At 67.8% G+C, this 23873-nt stretch carries 18 protein-coding genes and 1 tRNA gene; 7 read left to right on the top strand and 12 right to left on the bottom strand.

The window, feature by feature from the left end; all coding sequences use genetic code 11:
- Positions 1–31: 31 nt before the first annotated feature.
- From ACFWPT_RS09280 to ACFWPT_RS09270, 3 genes are all read right to left on the bottom strand, one after another.
- Positions 32–2029 (bottom strand): APC family permease, encoded by a 1998-nt coding sequence (locus tag ACFWPT_RS09280; protein WP_380480783.1) that lies wholly within the window; start codon positions 2027–2029, stop codon positions 32–34.
- Between the two features lie 287 nt (positions 2030–2316).
- Positions 2317–4149 carry an APC family permease gene (locus ACFWPT_RS09275; protein WP_380480734.1) on the bottom strand — a complete coding sequence of 611 codons (1833 nt, stop codon included), beginning with the start codon at positions 4147–4149 and terminating at the stop codon, positions 2317–2319.
- Positions 4150–4586: 437 nt separating this feature from the next.
- Positions 4587–4667, bottom strand: a tRNA-Tyr gene (locus ACFWPT_RS09270).
- Between the two features lie 216 nt (positions 4668–4883).
- On the opposite strand from ACFWPT_RS09270, the gene ACFWPT_RS09265 reads away from it, so the two are divergent.
- From ACFWPT_RS09265 to ACFWPT_RS09250, 4 genes are all read left to right on the top strand, one after another.
- Positions 4884–5372 (top strand): YajQ family cyclic di-GMP-binding protein, encoded by a 489-nt coding sequence (locus ACFWPT_RS09265; RefSeq protein ID WP_063348915.1) that lies wholly within the window; start codon positions 4884–4886, stop codon positions 5370–5372.
- A gap of 286 nt (positions 5373–5658) precedes the next feature.
- A complete protein-coding gene (locus ACFWPT_RS09260) occupies positions 5659–6501 on the top strand; it encodes a vWA domain-containing protein (RefSeq protein ID WP_380369647.1) in 843 nt (280 codons plus the stop codon).
- A gap of 5 nt (positions 6502–6506) precedes the next feature.
- Positions 6507–7364, top strand: coding sequence for a hypothetical protein (locus ACFWPT_RS09255; RefSeq protein WP_380369650.1), 858 nt, complete (start codon positions 6507–6509; stop codon positions 7362–7364).
- On the top strand, positions 7364–9553 hold the full coding sequence (locus tag ACFWPT_RS09250) for a hypothetical protein (RefSeq protein ID WP_380369653.1): 2190 nt from the start codon (positions 7364–7366) through the stop codon (positions 9551–9553). The genes ACFWPT_RS09255 and ACFWPT_RS09250 overlap by 1 nt, the downstream gene beginning before the upstream one ends.
- A gap of 272 nt (positions 9554–9825) precedes the next feature.
- On the opposite strand, the gene ACFWPT_RS09245 is transcribed toward ACFWPT_RS09250, so the two are convergent.
- The gene (locus ACFWPT_RS09245) at positions 9826–10590 is read right to left on the bottom strand and encodes a hypothetical protein (RefSeq protein ID WP_380480732.1); all 765 of its coding nucleotides are present in this window, start codon (positions 10588–10590) and stop codon (positions 9826–9828) included.
- Between the two features lie 730 nt (positions 10591–11320).
- Positions 11321–11851 (bottom strand): hypothetical protein, encoded by a 531-nt coding sequence (locus tag ACFWPT_RS09240; protein ID WP_380369658.1) that lies wholly within the window; start codon positions 11849–11851, stop codon positions 11321–11323.
- A gap of 256 nt (positions 11852–12107) precedes the next feature.
- On the opposite strand from ACFWPT_RS09240, the gene ACFWPT_RS09235 reads away from it, so the two are divergent.
- On the top strand, positions 12108–12521 hold the full coding sequence (locus ACFWPT_RS09235; RefSeq protein ID WP_380369660.1) for a hypothetical protein: 414 nt from the start codon (positions 12108–12110) through the stop codon (positions 12519–12521).
- Here ACFWPT_RS09235 and ACFWPT_RS09230 read toward each other — a convergent pair.
- From ACFWPT_RS09230 to ACFWPT_RS09220, 3 genes are all read right to left on the bottom strand, one after another.
- The gene (locus ACFWPT_RS09230) at positions 12466–13131 is read right to left on the bottom strand and encodes a hypothetical protein (RefSeq protein WP_380480730.1); all 666 of its coding nucleotides are present in this window, start codon (positions 13129–13131) and stop codon (positions 12466–12468) included. The two genes, ACFWPT_RS09235 and ACFWPT_RS09230, sit on opposite strands and share 56 nt — an antisense overlap.
- 436 nt (positions 13132–13567) lie before the next feature.
- The gene (locus tag ACFWPT_RS09225) at positions 13568–14746 is read right to left on the bottom strand and encodes a helix-turn-helix domain-containing protein (protein WP_380369665.1); all 1179 of its coding nucleotides are present in this window, start codon (positions 14744–14746) and stop codon (positions 13568–13570) included.
- Entirely contained in the window at positions 14733–15554 is an 822-nt protein-coding gene (locus tag ACFWPT_RS09220) for a hypothetical protein (RefSeq protein WP_380369668.1), read from the bottom strand. The genes ACFWPT_RS09225 and ACFWPT_RS09220 overlap by 14 nt, the downstream gene beginning before the upstream one ends.
- Before the next feature lie 392 nt (positions 15555–15946).
- On the opposite strand from ACFWPT_RS09220, the gene ACFWPT_RS09215 reads away from it, so the two are divergent.
- Entirely contained in the window at positions 15947–16897 is a 951-nt protein-coding gene (locus ACFWPT_RS09215; protein WP_380369671.1) for a hypothetical protein, read from the top strand.
- Between the two features lie 115 nt (positions 16898–17012).
- On the opposite strand, the gene ACFWPT_RS09210 is transcribed toward ACFWPT_RS09215, so the two are convergent.
- The 4 genes from ACFWPT_RS09210 to ACFWPT_RS09195 form a co-directional block, all read right to left on the bottom strand.
- Complete coding sequence (locus ACFWPT_RS09210) at positions 17013–18914, bottom strand: hypothetical protein (RefSeq protein ID WP_380369674.1); 1902 nt, start codon at positions 18912–18914, stop codon at positions 17013–17015.
- A 475-nt stretch (positions 18915–19389) separates the two neighbouring features.
- Complete coding sequence (locus ACFWPT_RS09205) at positions 19390–19791, bottom strand: hypothetical protein (RefSeq protein ID WP_380369677.1); 402 nt, start codon at positions 19789–19791, stop codon at positions 19390–19392.
- Positions 19792–19796: 5 nt separating this feature from the next.
- On the bottom strand, positions 19797–21770 hold the full coding sequence (locus tag ACFWPT_RS09200) for a hypothetical protein (protein ID WP_380369680.1): 1974 nt from the start codon (positions 21768–21770) through the stop codon (positions 19797–19799).
- Positions 21771–22142: 372 nt separating this feature from the next.
- Positions 22143–23489 carry a transcriptional regulator gene (locus ACFWPT_RS09195; protein ID WP_380480728.1) on the bottom strand — a complete coding sequence of 449 codons (1347 nt, stop codon included), beginning with the start codon at positions 23487–23489 and terminating at the stop codon, positions 22143–22145.
- A 159-nt stretch (positions 23490–23648) separates the two neighbouring features.
- Here ACFWPT_RS09195 and ACFWPT_RS09190 point away from each other — a divergent pair, with 159 nt between their 5' ends.
- Positions 23649–23855: a hypothetical protein gene (locus tag ACFWPT_RS09190; RefSeq protein WP_380480726.1), complete on the top strand. Its 207-nt coding sequence runs from the start codon at positions 23649–23651 to the stop codon at positions 23853–23855.
- Positions 23856–23873: the final 18 nt, after the last annotated feature.

Below are 23873 nucleotides of genomic sequence, written 5' to 3'. Positions count from 1 at the left end.
CGGGGCCGAGGGGGGCCGGATGCGGCTCCGGTCAGACCTTCTCCGGCGCCGGGAGCCGCTCGTACCCGCTCCCCGGGGCAGGCTCGCCCCGGCGCACCGCGCCGGGCGCCCGGCGCGACGGGCCGCCCGCGCGCCCGGAGGAGGTCAGCTGCCACGGCACGCTGATCACCATCACGCCCGCCGTGAACAGCAGCCGGCTCTTCAGCCACAGCGCCGACTGGTTGTGCAGCAGGTGCTCCCACCAGCGGCCGACCACGTACTCCGGGATGAACACGGCGACCGCCTCCCGGGGGCTGTCCCGGCGGTGCTCCCGCACGTACGCCAGCACCGGCTTGGTGATCTCCCGGTACGGCGAGTCCAGCACCTTCAGCGGCACCCGGACGCCGGCCTCCGTCCACTGCCGCTCCAACTCCCCGGTGGCCTCCGGCTCCACCGCCACCGTCAGCGCCTCCAGCGAGTCCGGCCGGAACGCCTCCGCGTAGCCGAGCGCCCGCAGCGTCGGCTTGTGCAGCTTGGACACCAGCACGATCCCGTGCACCCGGGCGGGCCGCGCCGACTCGGCCTCCGGGTCATCCGCCGCCAGCTCGGCGGCGACGCCGTCGTAGTGCCGGCGGATGCCGCGCATCATCAGCCACAGCACCAGCGCGGCGACCACGGCCAGCCAGGCGCCCTGGGTGAACTTGGTGAGCAGCACGATCACCAGCACCAGCGCGGTGACGACCGCGCCGAAGGCGTTGATCACCCGGGAGCGCAGCGCCGAGCGGCGCACCGCCGGATCGGTCTCGGTGGCCAGCGCCCGGTTCCAGTGCCGGACCATGCCGATCTGGGACAGCGTGAACGAGGTGAAGACGCCCAGGATGTACAGGTGGATCAGGCTGGTGACGTTCGCGTCGTACAGCCAGAGCAGCCCGCCGGCCACCACCGCGAGCGCGATGATGCCGTTGGAGAAGGCCAGCCGGTCCCCGCGGGTGTGCATCTGCCGGGGCAGGTAGCGGTGCTCGGCCAGGATCGACGCCAGCAGCGGGAAGCCGTTGAAGGCGGTGTTGGCGGCCAGGATCAGCACCAGCGCGGTGACCGCCTGGATCGCGTAGAACAGCACGCTGTGGTCGCCGCCGAAGATCGCCGCCGCGAGCTGGGCGATCACGGTCTGCTGGGGCGTGCTCGCGCAGTCGCCGGGGAAGCCGGTCAGCCGGCAGGCGCCGCCCTCGGTGATGTGCACCTTGGCGATCAGCGCGAGGGCGGTGATGCCGGCGAACATCACCACGGCCGTGGTGCCCATCACGGCCATGGTGCGCGCGGCGTTCCTCGCCTTCGGCGCCCGGAACGCCGGGACGCCGTTGGAGATCGCCTCCACCCCGGTCAGCGCCGTACAGCCGGAGGCGAACGCCCGCAGGCCCAGCATCAGCAGGCCGAGGCCGGCCACCGTGTCCTTGCCCTCCTCCGGGAGGATCCCGTACGAGGCGCTGGACGCCACCGGCGCGTCGCCGAGCGCGACCCGGACCAGCCCGGTGACCACCATCAGCAGGATGCCGCCGATGAACAGGTACGTCGGCGCGGCGAAGGCCTTGCCGGACTCCCGGACGCCGCGCAGGTTCACCGCCATCAGCAGCAGCACGAAGCCCAGCGCCAGCCAGACCCGGTGGCCGGCCAGCGAGGGCACCGCCGAGATGATGTTGTCCACCCCGGAGGCCACCGACACCGCGACCGTCATCACGTAGTCGACCAGCAGCGAGGCGGCCACCACCAGACCGGAGTTGGCGCCGAGGTTGCGGGACACCACCTCGTACGAGCCGCCGCCGCTCGGGTAGGCGTGCACCACCTGGCGGTAGGACATCACCACGACCGCCATCAGCGCGACCACACCGGCCGCGACCCACGGGGTCAGGTAGAGGAAGGCGGCGCCACCGACGGTGAGCACCAGCAGGATCTCCTGGGTCGCGTAGGCGACCGAGGAGAGCGGGTCGGAGGCGAAGATCGGCAGCGCCAGCCGCTTGGGCAGCAGCGTCTCGCCGAGCTCCTCGCTGCGCATGGCCCGGCCGATGACGAGGCGCTTGAGCGCCTGGGGCACGTTGAACACGTTGGCGAGCGTAAGTTCGGTCGGACACGACGGAATCCGTTGCGGCGCCGGCCCGGCACGTCCCGCCCTCATGGACTTCCCGCAGGTCAGGGCCACTGCGGGCGGGCACGTGCCGGGCGTATCGAGGGCGTTAAGGCCGCCCCGTTAAGACTGCGTCAAGATGCCAGGTTGTTATCGGGCGTCCAGGGTGTGGACGCCCGGGGTGTGGACGCCCAACACCTCGGCTGCACCGGCCCGGGTCACATCCGCATCCGCAGCCGGCAGACCACCGCGTCCGTGTGCCGGCGCAGCGCGCGGTCGATCACGGCACCGCGCCGGTTCTGCAGCGCCCGCTGCCACCAGCGGGCCGGCTCCACCTCCGGGATCAGCACCGTCAGCCGGTCGTAGGCGTGCTCCTCGCCGAGCCGGTTCACGAACGCGGCGATCGGCTGGCCCAGCCGGCGGCGGTCCTCCGGGATCTCCACCAGCGGCACGCCCGGCTGCCACAGCTCCCAGTCCCGCCGCAGCGCCTCCGCCTCGGACTGCTCGTGCACCACCGTCACCGCCAGCACCTCGTCGCCGAGCGACAGCGCCGCCGACAGGCCGTCCCGGGTGAGCCGGGTGATGGCCGTCACCGGCACGACGACCAGGCTGCGCTGGCGGGTCACCGCGCCCGGCACCCGGCCCAGTTCCAGCCGCTCGCCGATCAGCCCGTAGCTGCGGTGCACCGCCTCGAACAGCACCACCAGCAGCGGCAGCGCCACCACGATGCCCCAGGCGCCCTCGGTGAACTTGGTGCCGGTCACCACCACCGTCGCGACCCCGGTGAGCAGCGCGCCGAACCCGTTCAGCGCGGCCTTCCACGCCCAGCCGGCCGGCCGGTGCACGGACCAGTGCCGGACCATGCCGACCTGACAGATCGTGAACCCGACGAACACGCCGATCGAGAACAGCGGCACCAGGCTGTTCACGTCCCCGCCCGAGCCGACCAGCAGCGCCGCCGACACCAGGGCGAGGAACAGCACCCCGTGCCGGTGCACCTGGCGGTCGGCCCGCAGCGCGAACACGTGCGGCAGGTGGTTGTCCCGGGCGAGCAGGTGCAGCAGCACCGGCAGCCCGCCGAAAGAGGTGTTCGCGGCCAGCCCGAGCAGCACCACGGTGGCGAACTGGACCACGTAGAACGCGGCGCCGTGGCCGAGCGAGGCGTCGGCGAGCTGGGCCAGCACCGTGACGCCCTCCACCGGCTGGAGGTGGAAACGGCCGATCAGCACGGCCAGCCCGATCAGCATCACGCCGAGCAGGGCGCCGAGCGCCACCTCGGTGTGCTGCGCCCGCCTCACCCGCGGGGTCCGAAACGACGGGACGGCGTTCGCCACCGCCTCCACCCCGGTCAGCGCCGAGCACCCGGCCGCGAACGCCTTGAGCAGCAGCAGCGCGCCGACGGTCGTGGCGTTCTCGGCCAGCGTCGAGGCGTGGCCCGCGGCGGCCTCGGTGCTCGCCGGGCCGTCCCGGAACAGGCCGACCACGATGATCGCCAGGATCGACACCACGAAGACGGCCGTCGGCGCCATGAACCAGCGCGCCGACTCGGCGATCCCCCGCAGGTTCACCGCCGTCACCAGGGCCAGCACGCCCAGGCACAGCCAGACCCGGTCGTCGTACAGGCTCGGCACCGCCGAAGTCAGCGCCGCCACCCCCGCGGTCACCGAGACCGCCACGTTCAGGATGTAGTCGATCACCAGCGAGGCGGCCGCCGTCAGCGCCGTCCGCCGGCCCAGGTGCTCCTTCGCCACCGCGTACGCGCCGCCGCCGTCCGGGAACGCCGCGATCACCTGCCGGTACGACGCCACCAGCACGCCCAGCAGCACCGCGATCGCCACCGTCACCGGCAGCGTGAAGCCCAGCCCGTACGCGCCGGCCGCGGCCAGCACCAGCACGATCGACTCCGGCCCGTACGCGACCGAGGCCATCGCGTCCAACGACAGCGCCGACAGACCGCCCAGCGCACTCAGCCGGTGCCGCTCGTCGCCCGCACCGGCGTCCGGCGGCTCGGGTTCGGCCGTGACGGCCGGGGTGGTGATGGCGCTGGACATCGGACGGAACCTCCGCGATCGGTAGTTCCTCCGATCCTGCGGGCCGCACCCCTGCCCTTCCCCCGACCCCTACGCGTTCCTGACGCCGCCCCAGGAACCATTGACGGGCCCTTGACGCACCGCGGGAGAGCTCATGGCGGGGGGCGGTGGCGGGGATGGGTGGGCCGCTGTCCCGGCGGGCGCCGGTTGGGAAGACGACCAGCTCTTGCGAAGAACCCCCGGCGCGCCCTACGCACACCCGGGACACCACCACAATCACGCTGAACGGCCCCACCCACCCCCGCACCCACTCTGCTGCCTACTGCCCGTAATTGCAAGCAATGCGCAATAAGTGTGCCCGGCCACCGGCCCGGCACCGCCACGGCCCTCACGCGACGCGAAAACGACAACAGCCCCCGATCCGCGTCTCCGCAGATCGGGGGCTGTTCTCTATCCTGTGGCTGGTGCAGGGTTCGAACCTGCGTAGCTTGCGCGGCAGATTTACAGTCTGCTCCCTTTGGCCGCTCGGGCAACCAGCCAGGATTTCGTCTCCCGGGGCGTACGCCCCGTTCGACGTCGTAAACAATACCTGATGCCGGGGGGTGCTCCGCCACTCGATAGGTCACGTGATGATCAAGGGCCGCGGCGTGGCTGTCGGGGGCGGGGGCGGGGTACCGCTGGATAGGCTGGGGAGGCGGACGCCCGGTGGGGCAGGCCGTGCCAGTGAAGCCAGAACATCAAGGAGACCAACACCCATGGCCGACTCCAGTTTCGACATCGTCTCGAAGGTCGAGTGGCAGGAGGTCGACAACGCGATCAACCAGACCTCCCGTGAGATCGCCACCCGTTTCGACTTCAAGGGCGTCGGCGGCGAGATCAGCCGCTCCGGCGAGAAGATCGAGATGAAGGCCAACGGCGAGGAGCGCGTGAAGGCCATCCTGGACGTCCTACAGGGCAAGTTCATCAAGCGCGGACTGTCGCTCAAGGCCCTGGACGCCGGTGAGCCGCAGCTGTCCGGCAAGGAGTACAAGATCTTCGCGGACATCAAGGAGGGCATCTCCACGGAGGATGCCAAGAAGGTCGCGAAGATCATCCGCGACGAGGGCCCGAAGGGCGTCAAGGCGCAGGTCCAGGGCGACGAGCTGCGGGTCAGCTCGAAGAGCCGCGACGACCTGCAGACCGTGCAGGCCCTGCTCAAGGGCAAGGACCTGGACTTCGCGATCCAGTACGTGAACTACCGCTAGTCGACCCCGCTGAGCTGCGGAAACGCAGGCTCCAGATGGCCACAGGGCACAACGAGGGCACTTCGGCGGGGACAGCCCCGATCGCCGTCCTCGTTGTGCCCTCCTCGTCCCGCCACGGGTGAACGCGGAGGTGTTCGGCCACAGAGGCTTCCGGCTCCAGAACACGGTGACTCCATAGCACACCATCCGCTACGATCGGCTTCCCTGGGGGGTCAGGCTTTCCCGCACGTGTTCCTGTGCCGTGCGATTCGGTCCCCCGTCGCGCAAGAGGAGCCGGGTCACCGAGATGCCTTACACCGCCGAAATCAGCCGCACCAACCCCGGCTGCTTCATCTTCCTGGTGGACCAGTCCGCCTCGATGAGCGATCCCATCGGCAGCGGCGAGACGGTCCAGCAACGCGCCCAGGTCGTGTCCGACGCCATCAACCGGCTGCTGACCGAGCTGTCGGTCAAGTGCGCGAAGGAAGAAGGCGTCCGCGACTACTTCCACGTCGCCGTGATCGGCTACGGCCACACCCAGGTCGGCTCCGCCTTCACCGGCGCGCTGGCCGGGCGTGACCTCGTGCCGCTGAGCGAGATCGCGAACAGCCCCGCCCGTCTGGAGAGCCGTACGAAGAAGGTTCCGGACGGCGCCGGCGGTCTCGTCGAAACGACCGTACAGTTCCCGGTCTGGATGGACCCGGTCACCAACGGCGGCACCCCGATGACCCGGGCCCTCGGCTACGCCGACTCCCTGGTCGCCCGCTGGGTCGACCAGCACCCGGGCGGCTTCCCGCCCATCGTCCTCAACCTGACGGACGGCGAGTCCACCGACGGCGACCCCACGAGCGCGGCCATCGGACTCGCCTCGCACGCCACCGCCGACGGTCCGGTGCTCCTCTTCAACCTGCACGTCTCCGGGGCGAGCGGAACTCCCGTCACCTTCCCCGACAGCGAGAGCGAACTCCCGGATACCTACTCCCGGTTGCTCTTCCACATGTCGAGCGTGCTGCCGAGCCACATGCGTTCCTACACCGCTTCGCAGGGCCACCGTGTCAGCGAGGCCACGCGCGGTTTCGTCTACAACGCCGACATCACGTCCATCATCGAGTTCCTCGACATCGGTACGCGCGCCACGGAACTACGCTGAACGGCGTGGGCGCGCACTCAACGCCCCTTGACGTCCAGCACTTCCGCGTGCCCAAGACGGGCAACTCGTTGGAGGAGTGCGAGGACGCCATCGAGGCCTCGTTGTCTTCCGACACCAGTTCGCTCTTCGCCGCCGTGTCCGACGGGGCGTCCGAGAGCCTGCTCGCCGGAGCTTGGGCCAGGCAACTGGTGAAGGGCGCGGTCGCGTCGATGGTGGCTGCCGATGAGCGGGGGGATCGGCAGGGCGTCCTGTCCGGGGCCTTCGTCGAGGATCTCCTGGCCCGCACCGTCGACCAGTGGGACGGGTACCTCTCGACGTACCAGGCGGAGCGGGCGGCCAGCGGGCGGCCGATCGCCTGGTACGAGCAACCGGGTCTGCAGAAGGGGGCCTTCGCAACGCTGACGGCCGTTCACGTGCAGGCGGTACCTCCCGGTCCGGAGGGTTCCGAGGCGGTGCCACGCTGGGCCTGGCGTGCCCTCGCCCTCGGCGACAGTTGTCTCCTCCACCTCCGTGACGACCGCCTGGTCACTTCGTTCCCCATCACGGACGGCCACGGATTCGGTATCACCCCTCAACTTCTGAGCAGCCGCAACCGGGACGCCACGCTGATCGCCAGCCGGATGTCGACCGCAGCGGGCGAGCTGCGCACACACGACGAGATCCTCCTGGCAACCGATGCCCTGGCGGCGTGGCTGCTGTCGCACCCCGAGATCGAATCGGGCGGAGCAGGGAAGCAGTTGGGCAGGCTCGCCGATCTGGGCGAGGAGACATTCGCCGACTGGCTCCATCACGAGCGGGCCGAGTCCCGGATGCGCAACGACGACGTAGCCCTCATTCGCGTGCGGGTGAAGACGGAGGGGTGATGGCGGTCTCCCCCGCTGGTGGACCTGTCGCCGGACGCAGATTTCCGACCGGCGCGAACTATGTGGAAGCCCTTCAGAACCCCGCGCTGTGTTTCGAGGACCCCGATCTCAAACACGGTACGGTCCAGCAGAGCCCCGTGCTCGGGCCGAAGGCGATCTCAGGGAACTTCGCGAGCGTCTTCTCCATCACCGCCCCGGGTGGTCAGCGATACGCGCTGAAGTGCTTCACCCGCGACAGCAGCACCCTGGAGGCCCGCTACCAGGCCATCAGCAAGCAGCTCGCCGGCCTCAGGCACGCCAAGCTGTCCCAGCCCTGGCCGGTCGGAATCGAGTATCTGCCGCGGGGCGTCCTCGTCGCCGGCCAGTGGTACCCGACCCTGAAGATGGCCTGGGCGGAGGGCACCAATCTGATCACCTGGATCGACCGGAACGTTCGGGACTCGACGGCCATCCTCAGGGTTGCCGAGCAGTTCTCCGCACTGGTGGCCGACCTGGAGAAGCTCGGCATCGCCCATGGCGACCTCCAGCACGGAAACCTCCTGGTCGCGTCCGACTGCACATTCCGCCTCGTCGACTACGACGGAATGTACGTTCCGGACCTCAAGGGACAGGGGTCCACGGAGAACGGCCACCGCAACTACCAGTCCCCGAGCCGCACGAGCTCGGACTTCGGCCCCTCGATGGACCGCTTCTCGTCCTGGATCATCCACCTCAGCCTGGTCGCGATTGCCACCGATCCCGACATCTGGGCTCAACTGCACGACGATCAGGGAGAGTTCCTGATTCTGAAGGAGGATGACTTCAAGGAGCCGCGGTCCTCGCTGGTCTGGAGCCTGCTGCTGACCCATGCGGACCCGAACCTTCGAGCGCTGGCCGCGCAAACGCACAGCCTGCTCACTGCGGGCACCCACGCGGTACCGGCGCTGTCCACAGCCGGTGCGATTTCGACCCAGCGTCCGACTCCTACGGCAGCCCCTGCGAACGGAACCCCCTCCTGGCTTGCCGGGCACATCCCGCCACCACGCAACGCCCCGGCGGGAAGCAGCGGGAGTGCCGGCACGATCACCTCCGGGGGCTTCGCGCGTCGCCGAGCGACCGATGTCCTCTCCGGCGTCCTCGCACTGACCGGGTCGGCCGCCCCCGTGGCGCTGACCGCCATCAGCGTGATGCCCGCCGGTTACGGCTATCTGGCCGCTGCCCAGATCGGGGCTCTCCTCGTGTCCGGTGGCGCCCTCCAGGCCACGCGGTCCTCCTGTCCCGAGGTCAAAGCCTCGAAAGCCCGGCTGCGGGCGCTTCAACAGCAGGCGGGAACGGTGGAGGACCCGGCGGCAGCAGTGCAGAAGGTCCGCGAGGAGATCGATGCCCTGGCCAAGGTCAGCGCGCACCGGGACGCACAGATCAATCAGCAGATCAAAAACCTCCAGGCCAAACTGCGCGACGAACAGGCCCGGATCACGAGCGCGCTCAACAAGGAGACCGGCAGCCTCCGGACGAAATTGAGCACGCTGGCCACCACGGAGCAGAAGCGGCTGGAAGCCGCGCTGGCGTTCGCGATCAGGACACACGTCCGGGAAAGACTCGGCCGATCCTCCATTCAAGAGGTCAAGAGGCTCTCCAATATGGGCTCGGGGACAGTCACCGCGCTGGTCGCCGCCGGCATCCGCACGGCCGCCGACTTCACCGGTGTCCGGTATATGCAGAGCAGCCGGTACAACAACCGCGACGCGTTCCTCATCAGGCCCAACGGCCAGGAGGTCAAGGTTCCGGGCGTTGGCGAAGTCCGGGCCGCCGCACTCGAAAGCTGGCGGACCTCGCTAGAGCAACGAGCCCAGAAGTCGGCTCCGACCAGTCTGAGCCAGCAGGAGCGAACGGCGATCCGCCAGCAGTTCGCCGCGCAGAAGAAGCAGCACGAAGCCGACATCGCGCGGGCCGAGAGCGCGGCTTCACTGAAGCGCACTCAGCTCCAACAGCGCATCACCACCCACCAGCAGCAGGCCAACACGGAGAAGCAGCAGCACCAGACGGCTACTCAGAAGCAGCGCGCGTTGCTCCTCCAGCAACAAGCCCAACTCGCCAGCGCGAGCGCCGCCCACAATCTGCTGGTCGCCCAGCTCTCCACGGCTGTCGAACAACATCGCCGCGCCTTCGGCCTGCGCCGGTACCTCCGCTTCCTCGCGACGAACCGCTAGGGCCTACCTGGGATCGAGATCACGTTGCGGGGAAAACACGTGACAGGAGTTTTCCGGGTCAGCGCCGCAATCGCCGCAGACTCGCAGGTCAGCGGGGCGGAAACGCAGGCTCCAGGTGGCCACAGGGCACAACGAGGGCACTTCGGCGGGGACAACCGCCACCGACGACCCTCGTTGTGCCCTTGCCGAGTAGGGCTGACTTCTGACCGGCGGTGCGGGCACCAAGTCGGTCATCGACACCTCAGTCGATTCCGCGTCGCGCCCGGAACCCGTCAGTACTTTGCGTCCGCCAACGCCGCAGCCGCGCTCCGGATGTCACCGGCAGCCGAGCTCAGCGACGACGGCAGATCAGCCAACCGCGAGAGGGCGCTGGCGGCGTTCGCGAGCAGTGGGGCATTGTCCTGAAGGTGGCGCAGGTCACGGCTGGCCTCATGCAGCCAGGGGGCGTTGTCCTGAAGGTGCTGGAGCCCGTTGCTGGCCTCGTGAAGCATCCAAGCCGTGTCCTCGGAGACCCCCAACCGGCTGCCGCGCAGCACCTCCAGGTCCGACCTGAGGACCTTCATCAGGGACGCCAGTTCTGGCATCTCCTTTGCGATGCTCCCCAAAAGGGGGCCGATCCGCTCGACGTACGCTTCCTGCGCTTCGTAGATCATCTCCACCAGCCGCGCCTCGGTCAGACCGCTCAGTCCCGCCAGGGCGTCTCGTCCGTCCGCCTCACGAACGCGCTTCCACTCCTCCAGGATCTCCACGGTGTAGTTCTCTCCGCCTGCCCCGTCGACCCGCTTATGGTGCACGTTGCACAGCAGCAACAAGTTGGCGAAGCTGTTCCTCTGCTCCAGGGTCCACATCGCGTCGAACCGCTTCCCCTCCGGCTTGAGGGCTCGGATGTGCGCGATGTCGAGATTCAGCATCGGCTCCCCGTCGATGACGCGTACGGTCGGAGCCCCGCAGCGCGGCGCGTAACATCCACCTCGGGCCAGGGTCATCAACGCGGCCACGGTGGCGTTGCTGTAGTTCCGACGCAGTTGCTCGGCCATGGCAGTCCTCCTCGTCGAGTTGAACACTCCATCTCGCACGGTAGAGGACGCAACTGACAACGCGCCCTGAGATCAAGCCAGTTGGCCCCAAGGACTTACGTTCGAGAAATGACCCCACGTTGCACGACGGCTCTGTGGTAGATGGTGCACGTCCAAACGGCGGCCACCCGCTTCGCGGCCGACATGCCTACCGTGAGAGCGCCACCCGACACTCAACGCCTTGGCCTGGGGAGGCACATCGAGGGTGCGCTACTGAAGACAGCCTCGATCGCCGTCCTCGTTGTGTCCTCCTCGTCCGGCCACAGGTGCGTGTAGGTGTTGAGCGTGATCGACGGCTTGGCGCGGCCGAGCTGCTTCTGCACCGTCTTGACGCTCTCGCGGTGCTTGATCAGCCTCCGGCGACCTGAAGGGGTACTCCGTAGCCCGGCCCGGCGACCTCAAGACCGACGGCATACCCAACTACCTTTCCGGCAGCAAGATCGCCCCTGATCTCTCCCTGCCCAAGCTCCAAGCACTCCTCGCCACCAGCGCCCCGGAGGAGCACCCCACCGCCCTCCGCTACCGCCACAGCACCAGCTGGCAGCGCACCACTGACGCCCTCGACACCCTCCACCTCACCGAAGCCGACGGAGACACCGGGGACAGCGCGCTCGCGCAGGCCCAGATCACCGCCCTCGGCGACATCATCAACGCCACCGCCCAGCGAGCACCCGACGAGCTGCGCGCCGAACTACAAGCCGCCACCCGCACGTTCGCCCGCGCCCAACACTCCCGGGTACGCGCCGACCACCGAGCCGCCGCCGACCTGCGTCGGGCCGCCCGCGACATCCTCCACGCCGGCGACGGACCCGGCGGCAACGCCCTCACCGTCCTGATCGCCGCCCTCGTCTGGGCGGCGGTCCTCGCCGGCCGCTGGCACCAGGCCCGTGGCCACCACCAGCAGGCCCAGGCCGCCCAGCTCGCCGTCCAGCACCTGCAGGGCGCCTACGACCAGGCCGCCGCCGAACACCTCGCCGCCCTCGCCCACCGCCAGCCCGCCCAGGAGACGATCAACGACCTCGCTCACGACCTCCGCGCCGCCATCCCCAGCCACGCCGCACGGATCCTCGCCGACCCCACCTGGCCCGCCCTCGCCACCGTCCTCGCCGACGCCGAAGCCAGCGGCCACCAACCCCGCCAACTCCTCACCGAGGCAGCCGCCCGCCGCGAACTCGCCACGGCTCGCCAGCCCGCCAAGGTCCTCCTCGGCCGCATCCAGCACACCAGCCGTAACCCCAAACCCAACCGCGCCGCCGACGCCGCCCGCCTCCGCACCACCAGGCCCGTCACACCCGCACTCGGCACGGATCAGCCGGCCCTGGCACACCAGCCCGGACTCAACCCCCAACGCCGCAAGCGCTGAACCCCGAGGCTAACGGCCCCGGAACGCACAGAAGCGATTCGCCAGACCACCACCGAGCGACGGCCACCAAGCCGCCGACAGCCGCGCATCCACATGCAACTCCCCAAGGAGAGCCTTGACCACTCCCAACCTCGTCAACCGCAACATCATGAAGCTGCTGTTCGACGCGGACTTCGTCTACCGCGACGACACCAACACCTGGTCCCACCAAGACGGGCGCCCGTTCAGCGAGCCCGAGCAGGCCATCGCCGACGCCGCCGGAGAGGAAGAGCTCGAAGCCCTCTTCGACGTGTACAAGCTCCTGCTGAAGCGAGACCTCGTCGACCCGCTCGACGCCCTCCGCGTCCTCGCCTACCGGTACTGGATCGCGCTCCCCGACCACGCCGCCACCGGAACTGGCCTCGTCGCCACCATGACCGACCAGGACCGCGCCGAATTCCAGCGCCTCCTCCCTGAGGCTCCCGACGTGCTGTTCAACACGGCAGTAGGACTCCGCGTTCACGGACGACCAGCTCTTCGCCCTCGGTGAGGCTCGCGAACGTGATGACCTCATCCAGCAAGCGGAACGCGCCGCCAATCTCCCGGCGGGCGGTGACGATGCGTTCGGCCATATCTGGGCTGGCATCGAGTACCTGAGCGATCGTCTGGGCATTGGCGCTGTTCAGATCGAGCAGCCCGCCGTCGTCGTACCCGTTGCCTCGGCCCGGTCGGCCGATACCCAGCTCACGGGCCATGGCAGGATCGTCCTGAACGATACGGCGCGCCTCGGCCCGCAGGGCTCGGGCCTGTTGGGCCACGGCGAGAGCGCCAGCGGGCTCCGAAGCGGCCGGTATCGGCTGCTGAGCGGTGTTGCCATAGATCAGGGATCGGTACGGCGAGGCGAGGATCAGGGCGATGATCATCCCGGCGAGCGCGGTGAAGCCTGCGGCAGGAGGGATGAGTAGGCCGCCGGCGAGGACGGCGGTGAACACGATGGCCAGGCGGCGAGCCTTCGCTGCATCGCGCTGATGAGCGCGGGACAACCGCGTGGAGGCGTGCCAGAACGGTGCGCAGGCGAGCAGGCCTACGCTCAGGATCGGCGTAAGGACGTACCAGAGGCCGGGACGACGTCGGTCGGCTTGGGCAGGGTGCTGACTCACGGGCTCAGCGTATCGATGACCAGACGTGAGGTATGCCCGCAGGAATCGACCAGACCAACGAACGCCTATCGCAAGCTGCGATGGCCGCCCGCCACCCCCAACCTTCGTCCTACAAGCTGACGGCCAAGACGTACGCGGGCCAAAGTCACCAAGGCAGCTCGGCAACGAGCAGGAACCTGCAACGGAATACAAGTGGCGGGAACACGAGCTGGAGACCGCCGACGTCACCGCCGCGCGAGGCGCCGCGAAAGACGAGCAGGTGTGGGCGTCCTTCGACGAGATGTACCGAGGCCTCGGCTTCGACGGGCTCTTCCGGCACACCTACCTCAGCTGACCGAAGAACCCGAGCGCAAAGGCTCTTCGCCAGCGAAGAGCCGATAGGGAGACCGGCATCGAGCCGGTCTCCCTATCAGCCAGCCATGGCCAGGCCTTGGCGTCAAGAATGACTGCTGATCAGGCGAAGCACCGGGCGCTCATTCCGCACTCCCAGCAGCTCACAGACGCGTTCCGACTTCCAAGCGAGTTCACGGGCGAGCTTCTCGACCGTGAGGCCGTCCTCCTCGGCCGCGAGTTCGAAGGCCTGGCGCAGGAGGGCGGGCTGTTCGCCGGAGAAGCCGTTGACCGACTCGGACGCGAATCCCGGCTGCCCTTCGAGCGCGCGCAAGCGCTGGTAGGCGCGGCTGGTCGTCGCATCCGAGGTCAGCCCGAGTTCACGGCAGCGGTAGATCAACGAGTGTATGGAGACGCCCCAGGTGCGCCGCAGTTCGGCCAGGCGCGCGAGGTCCATGCGGCGAGGGAGGAGCGGCAGGATGCTGGACTGCGGGGTGAGGAACTCGGCCGCGAAGGCGTCAGCTTCCTTCTCCTGCCGGCTGTCCCCGGTGGCGTCGCCGTGAAGCACCAGATGACCCAACTCGTGTGCGGCGGTGAAGCGGTGCCGGTAGACGTCATCAGCACGATTGGACGTCAGGACCGCGAGGGGCCGGGCAGTCCGGGAGGAGAATGCGTCGACAGTTGTGGCCGATGTGTCGCCCGCCGGCGGCATGACCACGATGATGCCGTGGGACTCCATCCGCCTCACGAGGTGGGTGACCGGACCGTCCCCCAGACCCCAACGGCAACGCAGCTCTCGCGCCGCCGCCGCAGGCTCTGTCGGTAGCTCTTCGCCGGGATGCACCTCCCCTCCGGCAAAGCCGGGCAGGTCCACGGCTGGCAGCTGTACCCGCAGCTCCAGGGCGTAGGTCAGTTCCCAGACCTGCTCGGCGAAGGCCAGCGCCCGTTCGCGCTGGGCCTTCGGAGTGCTGCGAAGGCTCCGGAAATGAGCCATCGAGGCATCGAGGCGGCTGCTCGGCCGACCGGCCAAGAAGAACGACAGCGGCACGCTGAGGATGTCCGCCAGGCCGGGAACCAGCTCCGGTCTGGGCTTGGCAACTCCCGTCTCGTACTGGCCGACGGCGGCCGGCGTGACACCGAGCCGCTCAGCGACATCCTTCTTGGTCATCTCCGCCAGTCGGCGGGCCTGGGTGAGCCGGGCTGGATCGAAACCGTCGATGACGGCACGAGGGGTGATCCCACGTTCTTCCAGTCCCGGGATGAGGTCTTGCCTAGTTCGTCGCATCGTTTTCGTTGATCTGAGGGTTCGCTGGTTCCGCTTCGGTCAGTGGCGTCACGTTGAGCGTTCGATCCACGTTCGAACGGGACGACATGGCAAGAGTAGGCGTCTCACCCTGGTCGAAGCTGGTGTGCTCCAGAATTGCGGGTCCGACCTGAGCCGGGATGGACGACAGGCGCTTCCCATGGAAGGTGACGGTCTCCGGAAGCGGCAGTGCCTCCGGTCCGCCTACCCAGTCCAACAGCCCGTTGGCGCTGGGAGCGGCGATGCCCCACTGCGCCTCCAGAAGGTCCGAGGAGTTGCAGGCAAAGGGCACCAGGACAAGACAGGTGTCCGGAGGCACAGCGGTGAGACCGCCGTGCAGTTCGACTGCCGGTTCCTCGGGCGGTGCGGCGAACTCGAAGTCGAAGGCGCCCTGGACAGTTGTCGGAGCCGCCGGAGCCGGGGCGAAGGCGAACAGCTCCCGGACCATCCCGGAGTTGCTGGGTACGCGCGCGGTCAGGATGTCGGACCGGGTCCTCGCGTAGAGGAACGGGTAGATCAGGCCTCGTCCGACCAGCATCAGCTCGAATGGGAAGCGGTACGGCTTCACCGGCTTGGCCCCGGGAAGCTCCCTGAGCTCCTCGTAGACCCGCTCGAACTGGCCGGCCCACCGCGAAGTCCCGAACGGGTGCTTCGTCCGGACGTCCGCCTGCTCCTGGACGGCCTGCGCATTGGCCTGCATGTTCCGGAGGGCCTGGCCCAGCCCGGTACGGACGGCGAGCGCCTGCTCACCGAACAGCTCGGTCATCCAGGGAGAGAGCGGCACGTCCATGCGTCAGAGCTCCTTGAGGTCAGCACTTTCCATCGAAGCACATCACAGCCAAGCGCACTTTAGTTGATGTCATAGAACTTGCACAAGCGCTTCAGTGGGTCAGGTCGCAGGTGGTGCCGAGGGCAGCTTGCTCTGGCGCTGGATGTTCACTGCGGCTGGTTCGGCTGCCCGGCTGGACCGCAGCCGCTCACGACCTATCGCGATGGCAGTAGCTGACACTCAGCGGTCACCGAGAGGTCGGTTGCGCCCGGCGGATGTGTGATCGCGATCGCTCGCCGATCGTGTCGATCTTCGAACGGTGCGTGTGCTACGTTCCGTGGCCTAACCACAAATAGGCGACCCCGGCAGCGCGCCAACGCTCCGGGGTCCGGCACCAGGAGTGGTACCTCCCGATGCGCGTCCATCGTAGCGCCCACGTGCGCAACTTCACCGTGCTCCCCAACGCTGTCCTGCAGTACCGACGGCTCTCCTACACCGCCCGCGGCCTGCTCGCGGACCTCCTCTCCCGGCCCGACGGCTGGCGCGAGGACGGTCGGCACATGGCCGACACCAGCCCGCAGGGCCGGGGCGCGATCCGCAAGGCCCTGAAGGAGCTGGCCGAGGCCGGCTTCTATCGGGTCGAGAAGATCCGCATGCCGGACGGCACGATCATCACCGAGACCCATGTCTACGACACCCCGCAGCTCACGGTGCTGCCGGGTGTCACCCGTCCGGCCTCCGGTGAAGCGACCACCGGTGGCGCTGGCGTCCTTGTAAAGGACCTGGTGAAAGAACCCTCCCATCCCGCCGAGCCGGTCCTCGCCGACCAACCGCTGACGAGGACGGGAGGGCGGTCGGAAGACCCCGAGGAGGAGACCGCCGAGCAGCCCGTGGCGGTGCCGGACGAGCAGGTCCGCGAGGCGGTTGCCACGCTGTTCCGAGTGATCCGGCCCGAGCCGCGCCTGCGGCTCGGCCAGGCCGAAGCCGAGGAACTCGCGCCCCTCGTCGCGCAGTGGCTGGAGCACGGCGCGACCCAGGCCGACCTTGCCCAGGCCCTGCTGCCGGGCCTGCCCGCCCCGATGCACTCGGCCGTCGCGGTGCTCCGCTACCGCCTGGAGCGCAAGATACCGCCCGTCCAACCCGCTGTACGACCCGCAGCGACCCGGTACGCCGAGTGCTCCAAGTGCCACGACCCGGTGCCCCAGCCGGGCATCTGTCGGGCATGCGCGGGCCTCGGTGCGCGAACGGTCGGCGTCGGCGGGAGCGAGCAGGTCACCCGCAGCGGCGCGGCGCGCGCCAGGGACGCCTTGCGCGCTGCCAGGACCGCTGGCCTGCACCTGGGCAGCCTGGCGGCAGCCCAGTAGTGCGGCACCAGCGTCACTGAGCTGGCCGCCGTCACGCCGCCATGAGACACCAATCAACGATCAGAGGTAGCTGGCGACAAAGACAGCCAGAGCGGCTCCAGCCGAACCCTGTGAGCTACGAAGGGGTATTGGAGAAAGCCTCCGCCGCCGATGCTCCCGACAGCCACTGACGCACCCAGCGGTCTTCCCGATTGCGCCTGCCCTCCTGCCCTTGTTCCTGGCTGTGTCCCTCTATCAGTCCGGTCAGACTGTCCAGCAGCGCGTCACCCGCGAGGCCGTGGGCAAACGGGGCGACCGTGGCGACCGCTGCGATTGTCGAGGGGCCGCCGTGCGCAATGGAATTTCGTACCGACCGCAGCCGGCACACCGCACGTGACCATGTGCCTTCCAGCGCGCTGTACCACTCGGCCCGAGAATCGCTGTCCGCGAGGCGGTGGACCAAGTCGGTTGCTCGCCTACGATTCGGCATGTTCTCTGGGTAGACGGCAGTCAGGAAAGGGAGACTGGCAATGACCTGGGCGAGGTCGACACGAAAGCCAGGCGACGCCTCATGAAGGACAAGGGTCCTGCGACGCCGTTCGATCTGTGCTGCGGTTTGAGGGTCGAGATGGTTTCGGTGGTCCAGTGCGCGCCATGCCAACTGCACGAGGCGCCCGGCGATCTGCGTATGGATCCACGCGTTCTTGTAGTAGCAGTCAAGGAATTCGTACCAGGGCCCTCCCGATGTCGCGGCGGAGAGGATCTCCAGGATTCTGACGTCGAGGATCACAGCAGGGTGGGCGGGCTGGGTCCCAGTGCTTTTCCACCAGCCGATCGCGTCAATCACGGCCGCTAGATCTGAGCTCGTTTCTGGCAAGAACGGGATAACACGCGGGGCGAGTTCGGAGAGCCGTCGGGCGGTCACGTCGAGGTGGCCGAACGGCGCCTGCTCCGTGCGGTCCTCTTCTGGCTTGCTGAAGAACTCGTCGGTGCGGTACCCGTCCCCGAAGTGGATGTATCCGTTGAACATCTGCCAGCCATGCTGTGCTTCGGGGAACGAAGCGGCAGCAACCAGCGATCTGGCCTGGAGTTGGGAATCAACCGGGGCGGCGGACCGCGCCCGGACCCCGAGGTCCACCCGGGCTATCACGACGTCTCTTCCTTCGGGCAGCAGATCGGCGGGGAAGTCCGCGTCAGGCGAGCTGATCTCCACCGGAAGGGTGTGCTTGTGCGGGCCGTTCTCCACGATGGTCCCGTGCAGCCAGTCGCGATGGTAGAGCGTAACCGGGCCAAACTCCTGGACCATCTGGCCGATCCGAGCATTGTCGAATGCGTGCCACACAATGTGGTGGGCATCACGTGGCGGGATCTCCAGTACGCGTCTACACAGGCCGGCGCGCTCTGAATGCGGCAAACCAGCAGGTTGTGTGTAGAAGCTCGGCAGGCCCTTCGGGCTCCTAGCGAGACCGTCCTGTTCTCCGAGAAGCACTTGTGCGCTCCTTATTGCTGTGGCCTGGTCGTACAGGATTCCAGTCACGACCTGAAAGAGCCGGTCGGCATCACGGTCCGAACGATGCAGGAGCGTTCTCAGCATACGGACGAGTCCGGTCACGTCGTCGGCCCCTGCCGGCCCCTGCACCATTTCCACCAGGTCGTTCCAGACCGCCCCCAGGAGCTGCGTACTGGCCAAGGCAGTGTCCAGACTGCCCGCCAGCACTACTGCTCGTGCTCGAACCTCCCCCCGCGCCTCAGGCAACTGCCCCAGGGCCAGGGACAGGTCCGCCAGGGACACGCCCAGCACACTACGTGCGCGGCCTGGGAGACGGCTGGTCGCGTACGCAAAGTCCGCGATCGCTGATTCCCAGGAACGCCGGTGCTGTGTCGTGTAGGGCCGCGAGTCACCAAGCCACTCGCGCAGTTGGTCCAGCGCCTCGACCCATCCCAGGTCACGCTCATTGGCCTCGTACTTGCGGTCCCTCAGCGCATGTGCCAGTTCCGTGCACCAGGAAGCCCTGGTCTCTCCACCCTTCACATACATGTGTCCAGTCTGGCAAATAGCCGGCGCCAGTATGACCAGTCGTCGCCACGAGCCCGTTTCCACACATCTGTCGTCCCATCCACGCAGCACGCTTGATGCGCTCGCTGACCAAGGTCTCGAAGGTGTAGCTTGTTGCCTGCGCTGCCAACTGGCGACCGGCGGGTTTCAAGGCACACCGCAAAGCGGACTCGACTTGAGTCCGTCCGGTCGGCGGAGCGGCTCTACGCCGTGACTGAGGGGGCCTCTGTGGCATCTTCGGACAAAAAGCGCGCGTATTGCACAGATCTAGGCCAGAAGGTCCTCAGGTCCCTCGTGGCCCGAGTACTCATCGAGGCTCTTCTCTGGACAGCGCGGCACTTCCTCTAAAGGTGCCGAGGGGGCCGGTCTTCCCGGCCCCCTCACATAATCTGCCGTCCCAGTGGCCGCTGAGCCCTGCCAGCAGAGAAGATGCCTTCCTCTCGAACTGCCCGCAGAACTAGTAGTCCCCACCGGACAGGTGCCGCCTAATTGTTCTGTCAACTCTGATCTGTTCGCGGTCTAGGACAGACACGACTTCGACCGAGACGCCCACATCCACGTCCGTTGCGGGCTCAAGGACCTGAACGCCCGCGAACGCCTCGCGAGCTGGCCTCGTCGACTCCCTATATGAGCACGACGTCCGCCACCTCGGTCGCCGCCGCGTCAGATGCGTCTTCCGGCGCTCCTTCCACCACTCCAATCGGTCCGGCGAGTCCTGTGGGAAGACAGTCTTAACCACGCAGTAGGCCAGCACCGCCAGAATCGCGAGTGCGGTCACCCATGCCGGCATCTGGGAAGGAGCCAAAGCGACGATAGAGGTCGCAATTGCGGACTTGCTACGCTCCAGGAACAACGACACCGGGCCTACCTGGCCTTCTTCAGGAGGTGCTGCGGGAAGCGCGCCGATACCGCCTGTTCGACAGTGCTCCTGACATCTCGGTTACGCCGCTGACCAGGCTTTGAATGGATAGGAGGACCGTATGACCGAGTTGAGGAGAGGGCCGACTTGATCAAGGCGCACTGCTCAAGGAACGTGCGCTGATACTGTTCGCTGACAGCATCCAGGACCGTACCTGACCGATCCATGGGACCGTCATAGGGGAGCCTAGCGAGTACCGGGGTACCCCACCGCGCAAGCTCGGCGTCGACCTGGTAGACAAAGTCATCAAAGACTTCAATGTCCTGCATCGGCTGCTGAAGGATCAAGCCACTGATTGGAACCCGATCGAACGGGATGCAGGTCAGGTTGCGTTCGCGCCAAGCCATCGCTGCCTCCGCAGCGCTGAGCGGGATCTCCCGCTTCACGGCATCTCCGTCGCGGCTCTCAGTGATCGTCACAGTGGTCTCGTAGCCCCCACTGCCAACGAGCACGAGGTAGTCATCGGCATGCTCATCTACGTAGGGCCCCATACCGTGATCGTCAAAGCCGTCGCTAAAGACGATCCAATCGAATTCCTGCCGTGCGCGTGTGAGTACAGGTTGCATCTCACTGCGATATCCATAGGAGGTGTAGTCGTAGAGGTCCCCTTCCCCGGGCACGATGCGAAGCCTTCGCCAGGAGGTAGCGTCGGCCGGTGACATTGGACGCTGCGCAGTTGGCCACTCCGGCTCTCCATATCGCCGAGGGATCCGCGACGGTCGATCACTTTGCGATGTTGTCAGGACGAGGACTCGGTCACCTTGCAGAGCCCACGCAGCACCGATCTGGGTGGCGGCTCGACGCAGCTCCCACGGGCTCTTGGAGAACCGGGGAGCCAGCAGCTGAATGCAACGACCGAGAGAGACTCGTTGGCTTCTGTCGGCATCAGCTGCGGGCCCGCCACGCGTGACGACATCCGGCACCACTGCGGAACCCCCGCCCCGGCCCGGTCGACTGGGAAATGGGACCTCGCCCAGTACCTCGAAGGAGCGAGGCTTCGTCGACCTTCGCACCGCTGGAGCGTCCGCGATCACGGTGCGGACAGTGAGCACGCTGGCCCAACCGCTCGGAAAGCGAGAAGGTGCAACGAACCGCAGAACACAAACGCCCTCGCTGCAATCGTGGTTGGCTAGGTCAACAACAAGACCTGGGCCTGCGATGGGGTCTTGCAACACGGAGACGAGCCGCTCATCGTGTACCGCACTGCCTGATGTCAGCCCGCGGGTGATCTGCCAGTCAAGGCCGTGGTCGGCCAATTGCGTGCTGACGTTCAGGCTGATGTGGCCCGCCAGACGATCCCACAAGCGAATGCGGCGCAAGACAGCACTGGCAAGTTGCCCTGCTGAATTGTGGTGATCAATCTCCGTTGCCCGACGAGGGCGGCCTCGGCGATAGTTCCGAAAAGGCAGAGGTGGTAGAGCACTTGGGTCAATGCTCCACAAGGGCGTACGTCGACGACTCTCCAATTGTGACTGGTAGTCAGACAGGACCGAGCCAAGGTCAGTCTTCTCCAGAGACTTGAGCACGAGCACTCCGCAGTCCGGATTGCGTGCGAAGGCGATCTCGACACTGGTCCCAACAGCTTTGGCCCACAGGTCTTTGATGCCGCGTACCGACTTGCGAGTGTCCCGGTAGGGCAGTAGCTCAAGAACTGGGCTCACAAACTCAGGGCTTTCGAACCAAACGTCAAGCCGAGCGCGCTGTGGCACAACTTCGGCGATGCCCAGCGGGAACCGGCTGGGGGTCGTTGGCGAGCCGATGCGCTGCAGAAGCAACGACTCAAGCAATGACTGGGTTTCTGTCGGTGCGGGGATCAGCACAGACCAGTCCGCCAAGGCTTCGACGCGGAGCCTTGCCCCACGCAACGACTCTCCGGTGAGCTGCTCTCGGGCACTGGCTACTTGCTGGTGGATCGACATCGCGCGACAGTCCTTCCCTGTTGCCCCGACCTGGCATAGAAGGCGCGTGCGAATGGTTCATTAGCTCGTACGACGGCCCTGACATCAGCGAAGTGGGTTGTCCGTCGGCATCACAGGGTCGGTTCGGGATACCCGGAGCTGGCCGCTTCGCAAGGGCCAGGCGGGAATACTTGATCGCATCCTGGGGATGGATGTCAAGTCGGTCGCACCAGGTTTCCCAATTGCATCGAAAGCGGCCGGGCATCCTCCGTTTTGGCTGCACCGAAGCAGCTGGCTCCAACACAGGAACCAGCTGAACAACTAGTGATCACAGAATCCGTCGTGCCATGCCGGGAGCCGGCAGGTCGAAATGGTAGAAATCAGCAGTTCTGATCAGGCCGCCATAGCCGGCAGCGCGCGCAGGCGCTCGCGGAACTCGGCGACGGCGGGCTCAGCAGCGTACGGCTTGAGGTAGCCGTCGAACTTGGTGAGGCGGTTGACGGCGCGCACGGAGTGGACCTTGGTTTCGAGGAGGCCGAGGCCGCGGTTGGCGGCGTCGAGGGCGCCGTCGAGGTCCTTGCCGGCGAGGCGGGCGGTGGCGAGGCGGCCGGAGCGGACGGCCTGGTCGCGGGGGACGGCGTGGTCGATGGAGGAGGCGAGGGCGCTGGTGGCGCGCTCGACCTGGCCGGCGCGGAGCATGATCTTGCCCTCGGTGGAGCTGAGCTGGGCGTCGCCGTACCAGGAGAGCCAGCTGGGGAGTTGGTCGCCGCCGTTCCTGGTCCAGAGGTCGTGGGCGCGGTTGAGGGCGGAGCCGGCCTTCTGGTGCTGGCCGTCGCGGGAGAGGCTCTCGGCGTGGTGGAGCTCGAGGTAGCTGCGGACGCCGGGCTGCATGGTCGAGGGGGTGTTGGCGAGGGCGGTCTCGACCTGGGCGACGCGCTCGGCGGGGTTGCCGGCGTCGGAGAGGTGGACGCCCATCTCGGCGAGCAGGAAGGCGCCGAGGGCGTCGTCGCCGACGGTCTTGGCGGCGCGGAGGGCGCCGAGGTAGTACTGCTGGCCGGCTGAGCGCAGGCCGCTGTCGTAGGCCATCCAGCCGGCGATGTAGTTGACCTGGGCGGCCAGGCCGTAGAGGCGGGCCTCGACGGCTTCGGTGTGGCGGCCCTGCTTGAGCAGGGCGGTGATGATCGCGAGGTCGCCGCGGGCCTGTTCGATGAGGCGGGCGCCGCCCATCTGGGCGTCCAGGGTCTGGAGGGTGGCGACGCGGGCTTCGAGGGTGTCGACCATGGAGTCGGTCACCTGGTCGCCGCTGAGGGCGGAAGCGAGGGCTGGCGAGGCTGAGGCCCAGCTCGCGGCGACGGTGGCCATGGCGGCCCCGGTGATGGTGAGAAAGCCCCGCCGATCCATATGACCACTCCTGACCAGTTCCACCAGTACGTCCACGGTACCGGTCTTCGTCCACGGCGCCGTGATGCCGGTCACTTCCCAGACCGGAAGCCATCGCGGCCACGGATTGGCAACCAGGGCACGGGGGTTGACGCCCAGGAGGTCGGCCAGGACGTACTGGGCGTCCGGCTCGGGCTCCTGGCCTTGCTCCCACTTCCAGACCAGCGTCCGGTTGGTCGCCAGGTGGATCTTCAACGCGGCACCGCGGTCGCGCATCATGCCCGCGAACTGGTTCTTTCCCCATCCGCGTAACTGCAGCAGGTAGGTGAGCGGGTGGACCGCCAGCATGCCTTCGCTCATCTCAACCCCCGGCTCTGTGGGCCCTGTTGGTGAGCGTAGTGCTACCCGCCGCAGCGCGGGCGCTCTCGGAGAGAAACCCCCTGGAAACGTTCCGCAACACTCCGCCACACCGCGACGCTGGACCAGCCGTCGTCCGAAGAGAACGGAGGGGACCCAGCCATGGACGCAACCGCGAACCCGCAGCGAGGTCGCCACCGCGGCGCGCACCGCGACCCGCTGGGTGTCGCATTCACCGTGCTGTGGGGGCTCGGCCACATCGTCACGCTCGCGCTGCTCGGGACCGTCGCCCAGCACCAGCTCGGTGCCGAGCAGCAGTTCGCGGCACCGCCGGCACGCACTCTCCCGGATCGGGAGCCGGTTGCTTGAGAGCGCCCTGCTCCCGTG

It is taken from the genome of Kitasatospora sp. NPDC058478 (assembly GCF_042720345.1).
Taxonomy (GTDB): Bacteria; Actinomycetota; Actinomycetes; order Streptomycetales; family Streptomycetaceae; genus Kitasatospora.
Note: the sequence above shows the minus strand (reverse complement) of the source record. Positions and strands in the feature narration are given on the sequence as shown.

Coding starts and splice junctions, on each gene's coding strand:
- ACFWPT_RS09280 (WP_380480783.1), bottom strand. CDS start 2,029: ATGCGCAGCGAGGAGCTCGGCGAGACGCTGCTGCCCAAGCGGCTGGCG.
- ACFWPT_RS09275 (WP_380480734.1), bottom strand. CDS start 4,149: ATGTCCAGCGCCATCACCACCCCGGCCGTCACGGCCGAACCCGAGCCG.
- ACFWPT_RS09265 (WP_063348915.1), top strand. CDS start 4,884: ATGGCCGACTCCAGTTTCGACATCGTCTCGAAGGTCGAGTGGCAGGAG.
- ACFWPT_RS09260 (WP_380369647.1), top strand. CDS start 5,659: ATGCCTTACACCGCCGAAATCAGCCGCACCAACCCCGGCTGCTTCATC.
- ACFWPT_RS09250 (WP_380369653.1), top strand. CDS start 7,364: ATGGCGGTCTCCCCCGCTGGTGGACCTGTCGCCGGACGCAGATTTCCG.
- ACFWPT_RS09245 (WP_380480732.1), bottom strand. CDS start 10,590: ATGGCCGAGCAACTGCGTCGGAACTACAGCAACGCCACCGTGGCCGCG.
- ACFWPT_RS09225 (WP_380369665.1), bottom strand. CDS start 14,746: ATGCGACGAACTAGGCAAGACCTCATCCCGGGACTGGAAGAACGTGGG.
- ACFWPT_RS09220 (WP_380369668.1), bottom strand. CDS start 15,554: ATGGACGTGCCGCTCTCTCCCTGGATGACCGAGCTGTTCGGTGAGCAG.
- ACFWPT_RS09215 (WP_380369671.1), top strand. CDS start 15,947: ATGCGCGTCCATCGTAGCGCCCACGTGCGCAACTTCACCGTGCTCCCC.
- ACFWPT_RS09210 (WP_380369674.1), bottom strand. CDS start 18,914: ATGTATGTGAAGGGTGGAGAGACCAGGGCTTCCTGGTGCACGGAACTG.
- ACFWPT_RS09200 (WP_380369680.1), bottom strand. CDS start 21,770: ATGTCGATCCACCAGCAAGTAGCCAGTGCCCGAGAGCAGCTCACCGGA.
- ACFWPT_RS09195 (WP_380480728.1), bottom strand. CDS start 23,489: ATGAGCGAAGGCATGCTGGCGGTCCACCCGCTCACCTACCTGCTGCAG.
- ACFWPT_RS09190 (WP_380480726.1), top strand. CDS start 23,649: ATGGACGCAACCGCGAACCCGCAGCGAGGTCGCCACCGCGGCGCGCAC.